This is a genomic window from Janthinobacterium sp. B9-8, from assembly GCF_000969645.2.
Taxonomy (GTDB): domain Bacteria; phylum Pseudomonadota; class Gammaproteobacteria; order Burkholderiales; family Chitinibacteraceae; genus Iodobacter.
Genome location: NZ_CP014222.1, coordinates 3,999,641 through 4,017,482 on the forward strand (window position 1 = coordinate 3,999,641; position 17,842 = coordinate 4,017,482).

Consider the following 17,842-nt stretch of genomic DNA (forward strand, 5'->3'; position numbering starts at 1 on the left):
ATTGCCTTTTGATTTAATTACAAGCCAAATACTACTTTTGCACCAACTGCTATCTGATAAATAATCTGTGTCATATCTTTCCAAATCTGCCTTGATTTCACGTCGATTTTTGGCAGTACCAGAATCTCGTCGCCAGATTGAATGGCGATTTTGCTTTTGGCGGAGCCAAAGATGCCGGTTTCGCTGCTGGCTTCGTTAAAGCTGCCATCTCGGCGGGCGACGATGATGCGGGCTACGTCGGTGTTTTGGGTGTAGCCACCGGCACGGTTGATGTAATCGTCTAGCTGTAGTGTTTGGTCGAAAGCCACAGCGTTGGGGAAGAGCACTTCGCCGCTGACCAGTACTAGGCCGTCTTTGATGGGCACGCGTAATACGTCGCCGTTTTCTAGTAGTAGCTGATCACGGCTGCTGGCTTGGGCGATGACAACTTGGCCACTTGGTTCGATTTTTTTAGCGCGTTCTACCCATTGCAAGATCTGCTCTGATTCTTCTTTACGCAGACGGGCTTCATCGCTGGTGCCTGATCGGGCGGTGAGGGCGGCGGCTTCTAATGATCGCAGCGAGGTATCGAGCATTTGTTTTTGCCGGACTTTTACGCTTTGGCGAAATAGCTGCAGGTTGGCTTGATCGGAATGATCGGTGTATTGGATTTGCGCTAGCAGCTGGCTCATGCGTGTGCCGTAGGGCAGTACGTATTCTTGGGCGCTGTTGTGCTCACCCTCTACCCGCACGGTGATGCTGCCGGGTTTTTTATCGGCGGTGAATTCCAGTTCGTCGCCATTTTGTAGCACCACGCTGGCGGCATCGCCTAGTGGGTAGTATTCGATATTTTTGATGCTACCGGTGTTGCGAATCACGCGCACATGGGTGGCGGCGGCGTTGGGCTTGGTAATTTTGATCAGGTCGGCAACGGTGCGTGTCTGATCGCTAAATTCAAAGCGTTTGGCATTGGCGGCTAGGCCGCTTACTTTTACGCTGCGTTGACGTGGCGCTACAAAAATAACGTCGCCATCGCTCAGTTGAATCAGCGGCATGGTGCCGTTTAGTAAGAAGTCGTAAAGATTGGCGCTGGCACGGATGGTTTGGCCGCGCTTTACTTGCACGTTTAGGAATGAACCGCGCTCCGCATCTATCCCACCTGCTTGGTCTAGATAGTGCAGCAGGCTGTCCATGCTGGTGCCGCTATAGAGGCCTGGGCGGTTTACAAAGCCGCTGACAAATACGCGCACGGGTTGGGCTGCGGCTAGGCTGGCGTAGCTGTTTACATTGCTGCGAAAAGTGCGGGCAACGGCGGCTTCAACAATGCGTTGTAAATCTTGATTACGCACGCCCAAGACGGTGACGGGGCCAACATGGGGCAGAAAAATATTGCCCTTGGGGTCTACTGTCAGCTTGGTATCAAAATCAAACGCGCCCCACAGGCGAATCTGGATTTTGTCACTCACAGCTACGGCGTAATCAGGGTTGAATTGCGTCGCGCCTGCGCGGGCAAATGCGCCGGTAAACAGGTTGGCACCAAACACATCACTTTTTAGATTGGTGCTGTAATCATAGCTCTGAGGTGGCTCTGCCGAGGGCTGTTCATCTGCCGGGGAGGCAAGTCTGGCAAGTTGTTGCTCTTGCTTTGCTGTCTGCTTTTGAACGGCGCTTATTTCAAACGGGCTGGCGGCCATAGCGGGTGCGGCGCAAAGTAGTGCCAGCATGCTGATTAGGGCGGAGGCGATTTTCATGGGGTCAGTCCTTATGGTCGCGAATAATGGCGGCCAGCAGCTGCGCCACACCTGCTATAAGCATAATGACGAGCATAAATACCAGCGTGTTGTAATAGCGGCGTGGTTCTAGTGGGTATTCGGGCTGGCTTGGGGTTTGAATTACCGATACTTTTTTGATCATGCGGGTAGCTTCGATATGGCCTTTTTCCAGCGCAACCAGTGCTACTTTGTAAACGTCTTGGGCAAAGGCAGCCTGCATTTCCAGGCGCTGAAATTCTTCTACCGTGCGGTTAAGTGGCTTGCCTGTGGGCGAGGTCAGCTTGGCCTGCTCTTGGGCGAGCTGCTTATTGATGGCTTCAATTTGCTGATTTAGCTGAATAATGCTGCTGTGGTCTTGCACTAAATAGGATTGTAGTGCGCTACGTTGGGTTTCTAGTTCGGTGCGTTGTGCTTCTAGTTTAGCCACGATGCCGACAATGTTTTCTGCTGCGGCTTGTGGGGAAACAAGGCCCTGTTTGTTTTGGTAGCTTAATACCGCTTGGCGCGCTTTGATGGAGCGCTCGTTCATGGTAATCACTTGTTTTTCTAGAAATTCAACCTGCGTTTTACCTAGGCTATGTGCTATTGCATTCATAAATAGTTCACCTTCTTGCACCAGCAAGGTGGTGATGGCTTGGGCCATTTTTGAGTCATAGCCTTGGGCTTTGATAATCAGCACGCCGGTGTAGTCGTCAAATTCCACGCTCACACGGGATAGGTAATAGTTATAAAAATGCTCTATAGAGTTATCCGAGGACCACATGCGGGATAGCAGGTCGTGATGGCTATCGCTGTAGTGGGCGCGTAGATTTAAGCGGGTATCGAGCTTTTTAAGCATGTCGATAGAGAGCAGATGATCGCGTAGCAGCAGCTGATCGGCGCGGTTGCCGCCAGATCCTCCCAGTAAGCTAGAGAAATCCATCGCTTGGCCACCGGCCACGTCAGTACGTTGAATAATTACATGTGCGGTAGATACATAGCGATCTGATGCAAGGGTCAGCCAGTAAAAGGCCGATAGCACAAATGCAAATAGGGCGATGGTAAAAATCAGGTTGCGCTTGAGCTGCGGCGACCATTTTCGGCGGTTTCTGGCCCATGTTTTAGCGACACGGCCATTTCTAAATTTTTTAATCATTTCTTTAATGTGTCTTTATATGCTTTTAGCGCGTCGTCAATCTGGTCAAACCAGTGCGCCTTGCCGTCGTGAATCCAAATGCCTGCGGAGCAAAATTGCTTTAGTGTGGTCTCGCCATGCGCCACCATAATCAGCCCAGCTTTGTCGGCTAGATTTTTAAAGGCGGCAGCGGCTTTATCGCGAAATGCGGCATCGCCAACCGAGGTCACTTCGTCGGAGATATACACGTCGAAATCAAAAGCTAAAGACATAGCAAATTGCAGCCTTGCTTTCATGCCCGATGAATAGCTTTTGACGGGGTGATCAAAGGCGTCGCCAATTTCGGCAAAATCTTGAATAAAAGCCAGCCGGTCGGGGATATCGTCTTCGTGGCCGTGAATGCGGCAGACAAATTTGGAGTTTTGCCGGCCAGTTAAGGATCCTTGCAAGCCTCCGCCAAAGCCCATCGGCCAAGACACTTTGCACTGGCGCTCTACGCTGCCTTTATTGGGGTGATCGACACCTGCCACAATCTGTAAGAGGGTGGATTTACCCGCGCCATTCGCGCCAATCAGCCCGACATTTAGCTTGGGTGGAATCGTAAAATTAACGCCTTGCAATACCCATTTGCCGGGGCCGTGATCGGTGAGGTAACGCTTATGCACATCTCGGGCAATAATCATTTAGTGGTCAGCCTTTGGGCGAAACGGCGGTGTAAAGCCAAGCCTAAAAAGATGCTGACAAGGGCAAAGCTGTAGATATAAGTAATACTCAGCTCGGGTACGGGGTGGTAATTGCCTGCAAAACCAAGCCGTGCGGCCTCTAGGCCATGAGCTACAGGGTTGAGCAACAGCCAGTCGCGGTAGGGCTGCGGTACAGTAGCCATAGGGAACATCACGCCGGACATCATATATAGCGGCATCATGATTAAGCCGATGATCTTGCCAAGCTCTGGGATGAGCTCGCTGAAAATAGACGTTACCAAGCCAAAGCCTAAGCCAACTAGCCACAGTCCGAAAAAAGCTTCGAGTACCGCTAGAGGGTTACTAGGGGCAACGGGGTGATTAAACAGTGCGGCGCACATCAGCAAAATGCTGCTGATGAGAATCATCAGAAAGCCTTCTAGTGCGCCACGCACCAGTACGGTATCAACCGGTTTTACTTGTCGGTAGGCAAAGAGGGCTTGATTAGCATTCACCGCATTCATGACTTGGGTGCTAGTACGGGTAAACATAAAGTAGGCCAGCATGCCGACCATAATCCAGATGGTGGTATCGATGCCGCCGATATTGCTTACGCGAATGCCGGTAAAAATAAAAACCAGATATGCCACATGAAACATCGGCTCGGCCAGCAGCCAAAACCAAGTGGCGCGGCCAGAAAATAAGCGGCTGACAGCTTCGCGTAGAAATAAGGCTTTCCAAACAGCCAAGGTGATGGCTGTGGCGCTGCGGGCCATTTTATTTGGCACTCTGGTTTAGAGCGGGGGTAGAGGGGGCGGAGTTGAGCGAGCGTTGCTTATCGGCATAAAAGTCTGGCATGGCCAAATTCTTATGTTCAAGCAGCCCTGCTTGATAAGACGTTTTTATTTTTTTAATTGATTGATACATCTAATTAGCCAAATTAATGAGTTGTTTAGCCTCACTAAATGATCAACTAGCTTTTTGATGTAAGTGAGAAAGAGGTGTTAAAGCGTGTAGAGTAATTTGAATGTCATTTTTGTATGACATTTGCGTTAATCTTTTATTACATTGACGCTGAATGTAAACACTCTGAATTAACGTGTCAATAATAGGAGTCGTTATCATCGGTGTTAGTTTTATCCATATAAAAACACTTGTTTATGGTGTTGTTTTAATGTGTTTTATTTTTCGAGTATGATTATGTCGTGGTAATTTTTGTAAATATTTACAGTTTTTTTTGTTTGATTTAGCTCGATCTGAGTGTGATTTATGGTTTTTTGCTTTCAATATATCTTTTGTTGTTAGTAAGATTTTAGTCGATTATTTATATGCTTTTCACATTTTTATGGGCTGATTTCAGAGCATAAAAAGGCATAGTTTGTATTTACTCGATGTGGTTATTCATTTTTGTAAGTATTTTTAGTATGTCATTTTGTGGTTATTTGTTTGCTTTCAATAAAATTGCCAAACATTTGTTTTTGGTAATTTTATTTTATGATGAGTAAGTTTTAGTTTGATTGGTGCCGTGACTCGATAGCAAAGCTGCTTGATATTTTTAGTAAATACTTACGTATAAAGATTTTTTACTCTTATGTATGCGTAATCCCTCCCTCTTTCTGTGGTACCACGCTGCTCTGGTATAATCAGTAAAAGCTTCTTGAATGAATTGCCGGATGAAAAATCTGCTTGTGTGTCTCTGTATGCCATTGCTCGCAAAGCCGGTCATAAACAGGTTTTTGTCATTTTCTAGAAACATAAATGTAATATTATTAAGGTGATACTAATGAGCCGCACTGTGAACTGTGTAAAGCTGGGCCGTGAAGCTGAGGGGATGGATTTTCCGCCGCTGCCGGGTGCTTTGGGTAAGAAGGTTTTCGAGAATGTGTCTAAAGAAGCATGGCAGGCTTGGATTAAGCATCAAACCATGTTGATCAATGAAAACCGTCTGAGTTTGGCTGATCCGCGCGCGCGGCAGTATTTGCAGCAGCAGTTAGAGAATTATTTCTTTGGCGATGGTGCAGAAATGCCCGCGGGCTTTGTGCCGCAATAAAAGTTAAGCACAGGCCACTTATAGTGGCCTTTGTTTTTTCTACAACCCCATTTATGCCCATTGCAAAACGGTGGTGTATTTAAGATTTACAACTCAATGCCATGTGATTTTGCTGCTTTGTTTCAAGCCAGCGGCGATCAGGTTTTCTGCTGGCCTAAAGGCTACGTAGTGAACGGATCTGGGCATCTGGCAGGCTGAGTTGTGTTTCTTTTCATCCGTTTTTTGATGAGCTATTTATTCTGAGAAGAGTGATGAGTTACAAACCTGCTGACAATCAATTAATGCTGAACCGTGAAATGGGGTTGTTAGAGTTTAATCGTCGGGTATTGGCCCAGGCGGAAGACGCAAGTAATCCTTTGTTGGAGCGTTTGAAGTTTCTGTGCATTGTGTCGTCCAATCTGGATGAGTTTTTTGAAGTGCGCGTGGCATGGCTTAAAGAAAATATGCGGCTTAATCCAACACGGCTGTTGCCGGAGGGTATGACGTCTTTACAGGCTTTTGAGCTGGTCACGCGTGAAGCGCACGATTTGGTTGATCGCCAATATAGTTTGTTGCTGGAAGTCATGTTCCCTGCCTTGGCTAAAGAGGGGATTCATTTTTTCCGTCGCAGCGTGTGGACAGATGAGCAGCGCGAGTGGGTTCGTGATTTTTTCTTTCGTGAGCTGATGCCGATTCTGACGCCGATCGGGCTTGATCCTTCGCATCCTTTCCCGCGTGTTTTAAATAAATCGCTTAATTTTATTGTTGAGCTGGAAGGCAACGACGCCTTTGGCCGTAGCTCGGGCATTGCGATTGTGCAAGCGCCGCGTATTTTGCCGCGATTTGTAAAAATGCCGACCGAGATTTCTGGTGTAGAGCATGGCTTTGTATTCTTGTCGTCGATTTTGCATGCGCATGTGGATGAGCTGTTTTCAGGTATGCATGTGTTGGGCTGCTATCAGTTCCGTGTGACGCGTGATTCTGATTTATCGGTTGATGATGATGATCTGAAAGACTTGCGGGCCGCTTTAAAAGGCGAATTGTCGCAGCGCTCTTACGGCGATGCGGTGCGTTTAGAGCTAGCTGATAATTGCCCTAAGCATTTACAGGATTTCTTGCGTGATCAGTTTGGCTTGCAAAATGCTGATTTATATCGGGTAAACGGGCCGGTCAATCTGGTGCGTCTGATGCAGGTGCCAGATCAGGTTGAGCGCTCTGATTTAAAGTTTGAGCCTTTTATTCCGGGGATTCCGCTAGAGCTACGCAAGCAGCCGGATATGTTTGCCGCGATTCGCCAAGGCGATATTTTATTGCACCACCCTTATCAAAGCTTTACACCCGTGATTGATTTGTTGCAGCAGGCAGCAAGAGATCCACAGGTGGTGGCGATTAAAATGACGGTTTATCGCACGGGTACGGAATCCGCGTTGATGGAAGCCTTATGCGATGCAGCCGGGCGCGGTAAAGAAGTTACCGCCGTGGTGGAGTTGATGGCGCGCTTTGATGAAGAGGCGAATATCAATTGGGCCGCTAAGCTGGAGCTGGCTGGCGTGCACGTGGTGTATGGCGTGTACGGCTATAAAACGCATGCCAAGATGCTGCTGATTGTGCGGCGCGAAGAAGGGCGTTTGCACCGCTATACTCACGTTGGCACGGGTAATTACCATCCGCGTACCACTAAGCTGTACACCGACTTTGGCTTGATGACCTGCAATGATGAAATCGTTAGCGATGTGAATGATGTATTTATGCAGCTGACTGGCCTTGGTCTGGCGGGGGATCATCATCAGCTATGGCAGGCACCGTTTACTTTGCAGCCAAATATTCTGAAGTACATTGATAAAGAAATTGCGCATGCAAAGGCGGGGCGTAAGTCGGTGATTATCGCCAAAATGAATGCTTTGCTAGAGCCTACAGTGATCGAAAAGCTGTATGAAGCATCGCAAGCTGGCGTGACGATTCATTTGATTGTGCGTGGCGTGTGCGCTTTACGGCCGGGTATTCCGGGCTTGTCAGACAATATTCGTGTGCGCTCTATTGTGGGCCGTTTATTAGAGCATCACCGTGTATTCTATTTTTATAATGATGGTGCCGAAGACGTTTACTTATCGTCTGCCGATTGGATGGGGCGTAATTTATTCCGCCGTATCGAAATCGCTTTCCCAATTTTGAATGCAAAAATCAAACGCCGTGTGATTCGTGAAAGCTTGCGCCCAAGCTTGGTGGATAACACTCAGGCGTGGGAAATGCAATCTGATGGCCGTTATCGCCGTAAGACGGCGCGGGGTGGTAAATCGCGTTCTTCACAAATGACGCTGTTAGCAGAGCTAACGGTGAAGCCACGCGGTTGATTGGTTTCGTTTTTTGAAAGCTGCTTTTCGCTATGTGCAAATAAGCCCCTGGGGTGGATCTGCTTAGTTGCAATGCCAATATCGTTGCGGTTTGTAATTTGTTTTTTGTTGGGTTACAGCCGTGATTTCCTATTGAGTATAAAGCTTAGCCTGATCTCACCTTAGCCATGCTAAATCATGCAAGGAGGGTGATTATGGATTTGATCTTGTGGCGTCATGCTGAGGCTGAGGAGGGGGGCGATGATTTACTTCGCCCCCTTAGTAGTAAAGGCCGTAAACAGGCAGAGAAAATGGCGGCTTGGTTGGGCAAGCGTTTTGCTGATGGGGCAATCACGGTGATTGCCAGCGAGGCATTGCGTAGCCAGGAAACGGCCAAGGCTTTAAGTAAGCAGTTTAAAATAGATGCAAGACTTAATCCGGGCTCGAAGGCGTCGGCTTATCTGGAAGTCAGTAATTGGCCGCGTGAGACTGGCAAGGTATTGGTTCTGGTGGGCCACCAGCCTGAGATAGGCCGGGTTGCTGCGGTGATCTTAGCGTATAAAGAGCTGGATTGGGAGCTGCGCCGAGGAGCTTGCTGGTGCTTACAACGGCGAGTAAAAGAAGGGCAAATTACTTATTTATTACGCGCGGTGATGTCGCCGGATTTGTTGTAATATTTTTGCAATTGAAACTTAATGTTAATGTAGCTGAAAGTTAATAACTTGTTTCTAGTCAAACATTGGTTAATAGTTACAATGTATTGTGTTATGATCGTGTAATGTGCTAATGCATACTACTCGGGGGCAATAAAATGCTAAGTCATACGCAAGTCCGTAAACCCGTTGTACCTACTACTCCTCCTAAATCATCCGAGCTTAATTTTTTTGAGCGCAATAAAAGCGCATCACCATTTGCTTGGATTGCTTTTTCTGGCGATGTAAAACCATCTCAGCTGCCTGCACAGAAAAAGTAAGGTCTAAAATAAGCAAAACGGCTGCATTGATATCAATGCAGCCGTTTTTTCTTGCCTTAAACAATTATTTTAGATCAAGCTGGCTTGCGGTAATGCCAAGGCTAAGCTTGCACGATAGTGCTGGCTGGCAGCATCATTTTTATCTAAGGAATCGAGTAATTCGGCTAATTCTGAATGTGCCACTGCCGTTGGGTGTACTGCAATGCTGGCTTCCAGATAGGTCTGCGCTTTGCCCCATAGGCTGCTCGCCCGGCAGAGTCGTCCTAAGGTAAGCAGAAGCAAATGATCTTTAGGATGCTGCTTGAGCCAGAGCTCAGCTTGTTGCAGCTGAGAAATCAGCGCTTCACCAGTTAAACCTAAGGAGCCATAACGGCCAGCCAAGGTGCTCGACCATTCATTGCGTAAGCTTTCTTCGAGCAAGGTGCGGGCTAAAGCGGGCTCACCCTGGCTCTTATAGCTGTCTGCAACGGCTTCAAGCAGCTGTGGCAGTGCTTTATCTGCACTAGGCAGCTTATTCCACCAGTCTTTGAGCTGCTGGCAGGATAAGGGCTGCTGTTTTAGTTTGAGCAAGTAGGCTTGGTTGCGAATTCGTCTGGCCTGATCGGCATCCAGCGCCTCACTTTTGCTTAGCTGCTCTGCCAAACGTAAGACCGCATCGGGATTTTCTTCACGTAAACGCAAGCGCAGCTCTAGTTGCAAAGCAGCAGTAAGCTTTGGAGAAATCTGTTTGGCGGCGGCGAGTGCATTGCCTGCATCGGCATAACGGCGCTCATCCAAGTAAAGCTCGGCAGCCATCATGGCAGCAGGTAAATGTTGATTACCAAAGCGCTGCTGGAGTTTTTCCAGATATTGATCGCGGCGGGCAAAATCGCGCATTTGATGTGCGGCACGCGTGGCAAGCAGGGCATTTACTGCGTAGGCATCGTTGTTTTCGCTATGATTGAGCGCTTCGCCAGCCAAACGTTCGGCACGCTGGTAGCGGCCTTCAAAAAACGCTAAGCGTGCTTCGCGCTCAAGCTGGATAGAAGCTTCTCTTTTTTGACGTTCACGGTATTGCTTAACCTGATGGGGCAGGCCGCCTAATTCGGCCACTACGCGCAGTAGCAAATACAGCAGGGCAATGCTGACCAGCGTGAGCATGGCAAAGACATTGAGTGATACTTCAATGCGCCACGGCGGCAGAAACACCAGTACATAGCCGGTATTCAGCTGGGCAAACAGCGTAAGGCCCACAGCCAGTGCAAATAAAGCGATGATCCAAAGCAGGATTCTCATTGCTTAGCCCTTTCTGCTACGGTGCGGGCGCTGCGAACGGCTGCAAGGCTAGCGCCCAGTTCGGGCAGCTTAATCACCAGATCTTGTGACGACAGTTGCTTTAATGTGGCGATTGATGTGGCCGTTTGCGGTGCTTTTTGATCGAAATATTGTTCTAAATAACGCTGGGCAGCGCTGATATCACTGCGGTAGCTGGTTTCATCTTTAAGCAGTAGAGATGTGCGGGCGTCGAGCAGCCTTAGCTTGATATTTTCACGTAGAAAAAAGCTTTGCTCAGGAGAGAGCAGCATGGCCTCGGGTTTATCCATACGGCGAATTTGAATCAGCTGTTTGAGCTGATGCCAGATTTCATCAGAAAAACGGAGTAATGCGGTGTTGCTGGTCGATTCTTTAATTTGCGGCGCAGCCTGACGATAGCCATCGATGGCTAAGGGTAAATTTTCTAAACCAGAAATCAGGCTGTCGAGCTTGGCGCTAATGCCGATCACATCCACATAGGGTAGGGCTTTAAGCGTATCAATATCACGGGTAATACTTTGGCGCACACTGATCAGCTCGGGGCGATTGAGCTGGACAAGCTTTTGGTCGATATTAGATAGCGCAAGCAGGGCGCCATTTACATTGCCGCCTAATTGCAATTGCTGGCTGGCAAAGCCCAAAATTTGCTCAATCTCGGATAAGGCACGATGTGTTTCATTATGCGTGAGCGCTTCGTACATATTATTCAGCGCTTGCTGCTGGCTGAGTGATTCTGCTTGTTTGGCTTCAAGGAGCGAAAGCTTAGCGCTGAATTGCTCCTGCAATTTTGCACTGTTGGCCAGCTGCTGGTTAAACTCGGCCGTGCCGGTTTTATTTGCGGCCAGCTGACGGCTTACTTCAAGCTTGAATTGCTCCATGGCCTGCTGCTGATAGAGCCAAACACCCGCTGTGGCAATAAGGGCCACGCTGCTAAGCACCACGGCCGTTTGGGGTACAAAGCGACGGTTAGGCGTTTGCAGTGCTGCTGCGAGCGAGTCTTGTGAAGTGTCCTGAGTCATTTTGATTCCTGGCGGGGATTTGTGAAGTGTTGACATATGCCACGCAAAATACCGCTATCCCCAGCATCCGTAAGTTCTATTTGTTTGGCACCCAAAGCGCTCAGCGTCTCTGCGATGCGCGGATGAGGCACGAAATATAAGCGTGATTGTAACGCTTGCCGCGCCTCACCTCCAGCTAGGTGAAATAAGTGTTGCGCCGCTTCTGAACTGGATATGACGATGCCATTACAGCCTGTCGCTAATTCCATCGTTAAGCGTGCTAAATCAAAGCAGGGCGGTTGTCTTTGGTAAGCGGTAATTAAAGTCAGAAGTGCGCCACGCTCTTGTAAGGCGTTTGGTAATAATTCACGCCCACCATTCCCGCGAAATAACACCAGTTTTTTGCCCTGCAAAACCTGCATTCTGGGCTCTTGCAGCAGGCCTTCACTATCAAATTGCAGCGCTGGACAAATCACATCCTGAATGCCCAGCTCCCTAGCACGTTTCTCGCTGCCCGGGCCGACTACTGCCACCGCCAAGCCCACTGGCCACGGCTGTTTTAATTGCTCAAATACCGCATCGAGTGCAGATGGGCTGATAAAAACGGCTAAATCAAATTGCTCGATATTGGCAAGTGCAGTGCTCAGCGGTGCTGGATCGGCAGGAGGCGCGATTTCTAATAAGGGTAAGCTTATTGCGTCTGCGCCAGCGGCGTGCAGCAAGCCGATTAAGCCTGCTGCTTGCTGGCTGGGCCGTGTTACCCACAAACGCAAACCGCTGAGTATTTGCATTATTCTGCGGCAGCCGCAGCGGCCAGATTTTTTAAAATCTCTGTTGCGCCTTCGGTGCAGAGTAATTCGGCCACTTGTAGCCCCAAGCCATTCGCTGCCGCCAAAGAGCCATTGCCTTCGGCATAGATAATATCGCTGCCATCCGGGTTGGCAATAAAGGCGCGCAGGCGTAAAAAGCCATCGTCTTCTTCGGCAAATGCGCCTAATGGAATCTGGCAAGAGCCGCCTAAGCGGCGTGATAAGGAGCGCTCTGCAGTGACACATGCCGCCGTTGCCGGATGATTTAAAGGCGCGAGCAGTGCTTTTAAATCTTCACGATCGCTGCGGATTTCTATCCCCAATGCGCCTTGCCCAGGGGATGGCAGGCTGTCACTAGGGGAAATAGCGCTTTTAATCCGGCTGGATAAGCCCAAACGAATCAGCCCTGCTGCTGCCAGAATAATCGCATCGTATTCACCGGCATCCAGCTTGCCTAAACGAGTACCCACATTGCCGCGCAGCGGTTTAATCACTAAATGCGGAAAACGGGCGCGCAGCTGTGATTCGCGGCGCAAGCTGGATGTGCCGACGATACAGCCAGCGCTTAATTGATCCAGCGAATCGTATTGATTAGAAACAAAGGCATCACGCGGGTCTTCCCGCTCGCCAATCGCGGCCAGCGTAAAGCCCTCTGGCAACATCATTGGTACATCTTTCATTGAATGCACGGCAAGGTCGGCACGGCCTTCCTCGATAGCGGCTTCCAGCTCTTTAACAAATAAACCCTTGCCGCCGATTTTATTCAGCGTCACGTCTAAAATCCGGTCGCCCTGCGTGGTCATACCGAGCAATTCAACCTGCAATGCTGGATAAAGCGCCTCAAGCCTCGCCTTAACATAGTTGGCCTGCCAGAGCGCAAGCGGGCTTTCGCGGGTGGCGATAACAAGGCGATTAGGGAGAGTCACTTGCGTATCCTTTAGCATGAGTGCAACAAGGGCGCATTCTATCATTAGCTGATGGCTAGGTTTGGAGCGGAGTAGGAACTTAGTGGTTGTAAATTTTTTTCTAGGGGTGCTGATTGCAATTGCGCTATGCCAGCGTTGTTGAATGGCTTAAGAGATACAGCAAGGCGGGGTAGATTAGCCCGTTTGGGTGTGATTAGCTTTTACGTGGCTCAAAGACTGACAGGGGAGGCTGTAGCTCGATTTCTAATTCGACTAAATCAATTTCTTCGAATGTTTCCGCATCATCACCGGGAATTGACGCTTCGATGGTTTCTTCTTCAATATCATTGTTTATTAAAGAGATATTCAAGGGGCTGTTTTCTTCTTCTGGGGGAGAAAACTCCAGTGATGGCAGGTCAAGCGAGATGATTTGCGGTGCATCGGTGTGTGGAAAAGTGTCTTCAACTTCTGCTGCCGGTGATAAAAACTCCATCAGCATGGCATCTTGTTCACGCAGTGGTTCCGTATCAATAGCGATTTCTGCAGGCTCAGTGCTTACAGGCTTAGTGAGCGAGATGCTGGATTCGATGGCGATTTCAACCGGGGTTTCTTCAAGCGCAACTTGAGCTGGCTTGGCTACTTTGCTCTCCTCAAGATGGGCGCTATAGAGCGGATTGTCTGGATCAAGTCGATAGCCAATATTACGCACTAAAGCCCAATCATCTGCGTCGCCACCTAAATCGTGGAAGCGTCTGGCAAGCTGGGCGTACTCTGTTTTCATGCCTTGCTGGCGTAATACGCGGAACAGCAGTAGCCACGGCTCAGTATCCGCTTCGTTTTCTTCAATGGTGTGATACAGAAGCTCGATTGCCTGATCGGTTTCGCCTTGAGCCACCAAGAGTTGCGCACGCTCTAGTGTGGCGCTGCCGTCTTCTTCCTGAACTTCAATTCCGCCATAGAAAAGCTGGCTATGCCTAAATAAGGAATGCTCGCTCTGCTGTGCATCGGCTGGCTTGGCGTTATGCGTGCGGGACACTTGGGAGATAGAGCTTTCTGCATCAGCATCCCAGGTGTTTTGATTTTTTTTGCGGCGCAGCCATAGGCCAAATCCGGCGCCTGCCGCTAATAAAGCAAGAACAACGGCCATCCACCAGCTATTGTTGCCAGCAGATTCATCAACGCGCAGCCGTTTGGGTGCAACGGGGGTTGGAGCAGGCGTGGCTGAAGGCAGTATTGCTTCACTATTGCTGATGCTTAATGTGGCCGCAGGTGCAGGGCTGGTGCTGCTGACGGCTACGCTGGCACCACTTAAAGTTTGCAGGTGTAGCATGGATTGTTGCAGGCGTGCCATTTCTGATTGCAGCTGCTCTTGCAAGCTTTGCATCATGGCTATCTTGGTTTTTAGCTCTTCCGGGCTCAGCACCGCAGGTGCTTGGTTTTTAAAACTTAATTCACTTTCAATTCGCAGTTGTCCGTTGCTCGAGGGCAAGGGGATTACCGCGCTAGGTGCGGGTGTGGTGGTGTTTTTGAGTGCGCTGCGTGAGGTAGTTTGCCCATCAGGCTTGATGACGGCGGCTGCGGCCCGGCGGCTGCGTACCTGCGCCGGAGTGGTTTTAGGGCTTGCTACTTGGCTGTTGTCTTCTATGATGCTTGGAAGATTAAGCGGGGCAGGGTCTAAAAAGACGGTATAGCTGCGTTGCAGCTGCTGTCCTTTGCATTCCATTTTAATACTGAAGCCCGCCATTGGCTCATAAACGGCATCGTTGGATTGAATCAGAATTCGCCCCCCGCGCTCCTTACTTTGCAGGCGCAGTGTCGCTTGGCCAATTCCGGGCAGATCGTTGTTTGGGGCAGTGATGCTGAGTTTGCTACAGTCTTCGGCTAAGCCGTCTTCAGGTGAGAGCTGGTAGCTCACACTGCCACGAAAGCGTTGGCCCACTGCGGATTGGATAGATAACTCACCCAGAGTGAGGGCCGTAGCAGACCCACTCCAAGCTAAAGCCAGAGCCAAGCACAGCATTTTGCAGCTAAAGCGCTGTCTGCTTAGGGATATGGTGGTTATCATCGATTAATATGAGCCGTTTAATGCTATGTAGATGTAATTTATAGATTTAGTTGGACTGTAGACTATTTACTTAGGGCTGACAAAGAGAGCGCAGTTTTAATGAGCTTCTTCCCAGTTCAGCCCAACACCTACTTCTGCAAGTAAGGGCACGGTGAGCTTGGCGGCTGCCGACATTTTAAGCGGTAATTGTTCCCGCATCATTTCGACTTCTGAATCGGGGACTTCCAGCACCAGCTCATCGTGTACTTGCATAATTAAACGGCTTTGCAAGCCCTCGGTCTTAATCCAGTCCGCCACATTAATCATGGCTAGTTTAATTAAATCTGCTGCCGTGCCTTGCATGGGGGCATTAATGGCCGCACGTTCCGCGCCTGCACGGCGGGCAGCGTTGGCAGATTTTATTTCTGGCAACCAGAGGCGTCGGCCAAAGACGGTTTCTACATAGCCGTATTCTTTGGCGCTGGCGCGGATGTTTTCCATATATTGGGCTACACCGTTGAAGCGTGCAAAGTAGCGGTCGATAAAGTTTTTGGCGGCGTCGCGCGGGATTTCCAGCTGGGCAGCAAGGCCAAATACGCCCATGCCGTAAATCAGGCCAAAGTTAATGCTTTTGGCGTAACGGCGCTGCTCGCTGCTGACTTGATCCAGCGCCACGGCAAACACTTCGGCGGCGGTGGTGCGGTGGATATCTTCGCCGGAATTAAATGCGGCAATCATGGCCTCATCGCCAGATAGGTGCGCCATGATGCGTAGCTCGATTTGAGAGTAATCGGCCGACATGATTTGCCAGCCTTTTGGTGCGATAAAGGCTTCGCGAATCTTGCGGCCTTCCATGCTTTTTACCGGGATATTTTGCAGATTAGGTTCGCTAGAGCTTAAGCGCCCCGTAATCGCCACGGTTTGGTTGTAGCTGGTATGCACGCGGCCAGTGCGTGGGTTGACCATCAGCGGTAGCTTATCGGTGTAAGTCGATTTCAGTTTGGATAGTGAACGGTGTTCGAGCAGCACTTTGGGCAGCGGGAAGTCTTTTGCTAGTTCTTGCAACACTTCTTCATCAGTAGATGGTGCGCCCTTGGGGGTTTTCTTGATGACGGGCAGCTTGAGCTGCTCAAAGAAAATTTCGCCAATTTGCTTGGGGCTGGATAGATTGAATGGCTGCCCCGCTAAATCGTAAGCATTTTGCTCGAGTGCCAGTAAGCGCAGGCCAATTTCATGGCTTTGCTGATTGAGTTTCTGGCTATCGAGCAACACACCAGTGCGCTCCATTTCAAACAAGATGCTGCGCGATGGCATTTCGATTTCACGGTAAACATGCGCCAGCCCACCCGTCAGGCGCGGCAGCAGAGCGTGAGCCAGTTGCAAGGTAATGTCAGCATCTTCGGCGGCGTAAACGCTGGCGATATCGACCGCAACTTCATCAAAGCCAATTTGCTTAGCGCCCTTGCCGCACAGCTCTTCAAATTTAATCGTGGTAACGCCCAGCTCTCTCTCCGCTTGCGCATCCATACTGTGTTTTTCGTGGCTGGCCAACACGTAAGACATCAGCAGGGTATCGTCTTCGACCCCCGCCAGTGCAATGCCGTGATTAGCAAAAATATGCTGGTCGAATTTTAAATTCTGACCGAGTTTTTTATGGTTGGCTGATTCTAGCCAAGGTTTAAGCTTGGCTAGTGTGGCATCCAGCGGTAGTTGATCGACCGCATCTGGCCCGCGGTGAGCGAGCGGCAGATAGGCTGCATGGCCTTCACTTATGCAAAACGACATGCCGACAATTTGCGAGTTTAAAGCATCCAGACCCGTGGTTTCGGTATCGAGCGACACGACTGAAGCGGCCATCAGCTGCGCTAGCCAGTCATCTAGCTCGGTATCGCTCAGAATGGTTTGATAGTTGCGTGGGGCAGGCGTGAGCTCGGCAGGCGAGTCGATGATGGGGGCGATGCTTTCTGCTTCGGTAATGGGACCGTTGCTGGCGACCAAACTGAATAAATCGTCGTTCGCTGGGGCTGGAATGGAAGCAGCAGCGGCTTTGCTTTCTGCTTCGCGTATCCAGCTGCGGAAATTGGCTAGTCGGAATATCCCCAGCAGCGTGTCCCAGTCTTCGCTCTGCGGCACCAGATCGGCAAATTGCTGTGGCAGCTCGCTGCTTAAATCCAGATCACATTTAATGGTAACCAGCTGCTTGGCCATCGGCAGCCATTCTAGTGTGTTGCGTAAATTCTCACCCACTACGCCTTTAATTGCGGCGGCATTGGCCATCACGGCATCGAGTGTTTGGTACTCATCGAGCCATTTTTTCGCGGTTTTTGGCCCGCATTTTGGAACGCCAGGCACGTTATCAACGGTATCGCCAATCAGAGCGAGGTAATCGACAATTTGCTCAGGGCGCACGCCAAATTTATTGATGACGCCTTCGATATCGAGCACTTCTTCGGTCATCGAGTTTTCGATACGCACATATTGATTAACCAGCTGTGCCATATCTTTATCGCCGGTCGACATAATGGTAGTAATACCGTGTTCTGTACCCCAGCTTGCAAGTGTACCAATCACATCGTCAGCTTCTACACCATCCACCATCAGTATCTTGATACCAAATGCTTTCACTGCGGCGTGAATTGGTGCAATTTGCACACGCAATTCATCGGGCATAGATGGGCGATGCGCCTTGTATTCGCTGTATAAATCGTCGCGGAAGGTTTTGCCTTTGGCATCAAATACGCAGGCGATATAATCGGCTGGTGTTTGCTGGCGCAGCTTTTTCAGCATATTAACAAAGCCGTACAAAGCATTGGTGGGCGTGCCGTCTGGAGCTGCCAGATCGCGGATCGCATGGAAGGCTCGGTAGAGGTAGGAGGAGCCGTCAATTAAAAGCAGGGTCGCCATGCGATGAAA

13 protein-coding genes are annotated in these 17,842 nt (G+C 49.7%); 3 read left to right on the plus strand and 10 right to left on the minus strand.

Translation table 11 applies throughout. The features are described from left to right. Positions 1 to 17 precede the first annotated feature (17 nt). The 4 genes from VN23_RS18070 to VN23_RS18085 are packed head-to-tail and all read right to left on the minus strand — an operon-like array spanning position 18 to position 4,324. The gene (locus tag VN23_RS18070) at positions 18 to 1,730 is read right to left on the minus strand and encodes a polysaccharide biosynthesis/export family protein (protein ID WP_082752838.1); all 1,713 of its coding nucleotides are present in this window, start codon (positions 1,728 to 1,730) and stop codon (positions 18 to 20) included. A gap of 4 nt (positions 1,731 to 1,734) precedes the next feature. Next, complete coding sequence (locus VN23_RS18075) at positions 1,735 to 2,886, minus strand: chain-length determining protein (RefSeq protein WP_046353815.1); 1,152 nt, start codon at positions 2,884 to 2,886, stop codon at positions 1,735 to 1,737. Further along, positions 2,883 to 3,548, minus strand: coding sequence for an ABC transporter ATP-binding protein (locus tag VN23_RS18080; RefSeq protein WP_046353816.1), 666 nt, complete (start codon positions 3,546 to 3,548; stop codon positions 2,883 to 2,885). Before VN23_RS18080 ends, VN23_RS18075 begins: the two co-directional genes overlap by 4 nt. Then, positions 3,545 to 4,324 (minus strand): ABC transporter permease, encoded by a 780-nt coding sequence (locus VN23_RS18085; RefSeq protein ID WP_046353817.1) that lies wholly within the window; start codon positions 4,322 to 4,324, stop codon positions 3,545 to 3,547. Before VN23_RS18085 ends, VN23_RS18080 begins: the two co-directional genes overlap by 4 nt. A gap of 1,007 nt (positions 4,325 to 5,331) precedes the next feature. On the opposite strand from VN23_RS18085, the gene VN23_RS18090 reads away from it, so the two are divergent. The 3 genes from VN23_RS18090 to VN23_RS18100 all read left to right on the plus strand — a co-directional run bounded on the left by VN23_RS18090 (position 5,332) and on the right by VN23_RS18100 (position 8,581). Then, complete coding sequence (locus tag VN23_RS18090; protein ID WP_046353818.1) at positions 5,332 to 5,598, plus strand: oxidative damage protection protein; 267 nt, start codon at positions 5,332 to 5,334, stop codon at positions 5,596 to 5,598. A gap of 251 nt (positions 5,599 to 5,849) precedes the next feature. Then, positions 5,850 to 7,928: a polyphosphate kinase 1 gene (ppk1, locus tag VN23_RS18095; protein WP_046353819.1), complete on the plus strand. Its 2,079-nt coding sequence runs from the start codon at positions 5,850 to 5,852 to the stop codon at positions 7,926 to 7,928. 194 nt (positions 7,929 to 8,122) lie between these two features. Further along, positions 8,123 to 8,581, plus strand: coding sequence for a SixA phosphatase family protein (locus tag VN23_RS18100; protein WP_046353820.1), 459 nt, complete (start codon positions 8,123 to 8,125; stop codon positions 8,579 to 8,581). Positions 8,582 to 8,949: 368 nt separating this feature from the next. Here the strand turns inward: VN23_RS18100 and VN23_RS18105 are convergent, their stop codons facing one another. The 6 genes from VN23_RS18105 to polA all read right to left on the minus strand — a co-directional run bounded on the left by VN23_RS18105 (position 8,950) and on the right by polA (position 17,833). Further along, positions 8,950 to 10,155: a heme biosynthesis HemY N-terminal domain-containing protein gene (locus tag VN23_RS18105; protein WP_046353821.1), complete on the minus strand. Its 1,206-nt coding sequence runs from the start codon at positions 10,153 to 10,155 to the stop codon at positions 8,950 to 8,952. Beyond that, entirely contained in the window at positions 10,152 to 11,192 is a 1,041-nt protein-coding gene (locus tag VN23_RS18110; RefSeq protein ID WP_052746826.1) for a uroporphyrinogen-III C-methyltransferase, read from the minus strand. Before VN23_RS18110 ends, VN23_RS18105 begins: the two co-directional genes overlap by 4 nt. Further along, complete coding sequence (locus VN23_RS18115) at positions 11,189 to 11,962, minus strand: uroporphyrinogen-III synthase (protein WP_046353822.1); 774 nt, start codon at positions 11,960 to 11,962, stop codon at positions 11,189 to 11,191. The genes VN23_RS18110 and VN23_RS18115 overlap by 4 nt, the downstream gene beginning before the upstream one ends. After that, positions 11,962 to 12,906: a hydroxymethylbilane synthase gene (hemC, locus tag VN23_RS18120; RefSeq protein ID WP_442905407.1), complete on the minus strand. Its 945-nt coding sequence runs from the start codon at positions 12,904 to 12,906 to the stop codon at positions 11,962 to 11,964. The genes VN23_RS18115 and hemC overlap by 1 nt, the downstream gene beginning before the upstream one ends. Before the next feature lie 193 nt (positions 12,907 to 13,099). Next, complete coding sequence (locus VN23_RS18125; protein ID WP_046353823.1) at positions 13,100 to 14,905, minus strand: type IV pilus assembly protein FimV; 1,806 nt, start codon at positions 14,903 to 14,905, stop codon at positions 13,100 to 13,102. 141 nt (positions 14,906 to 15,046) lie between these two features. Beyond that, complete coding sequence (polA, locus tag VN23_RS18130) at positions 15,047 to 17,833, minus strand: DNA polymerase I (protein ID WP_046353824.1); 2,787 nt, start codon at positions 17,831 to 17,833, stop codon at positions 15,047 to 15,049. Positions 17,834 to 17,842 lie beyond the last annotated feature (9 nt).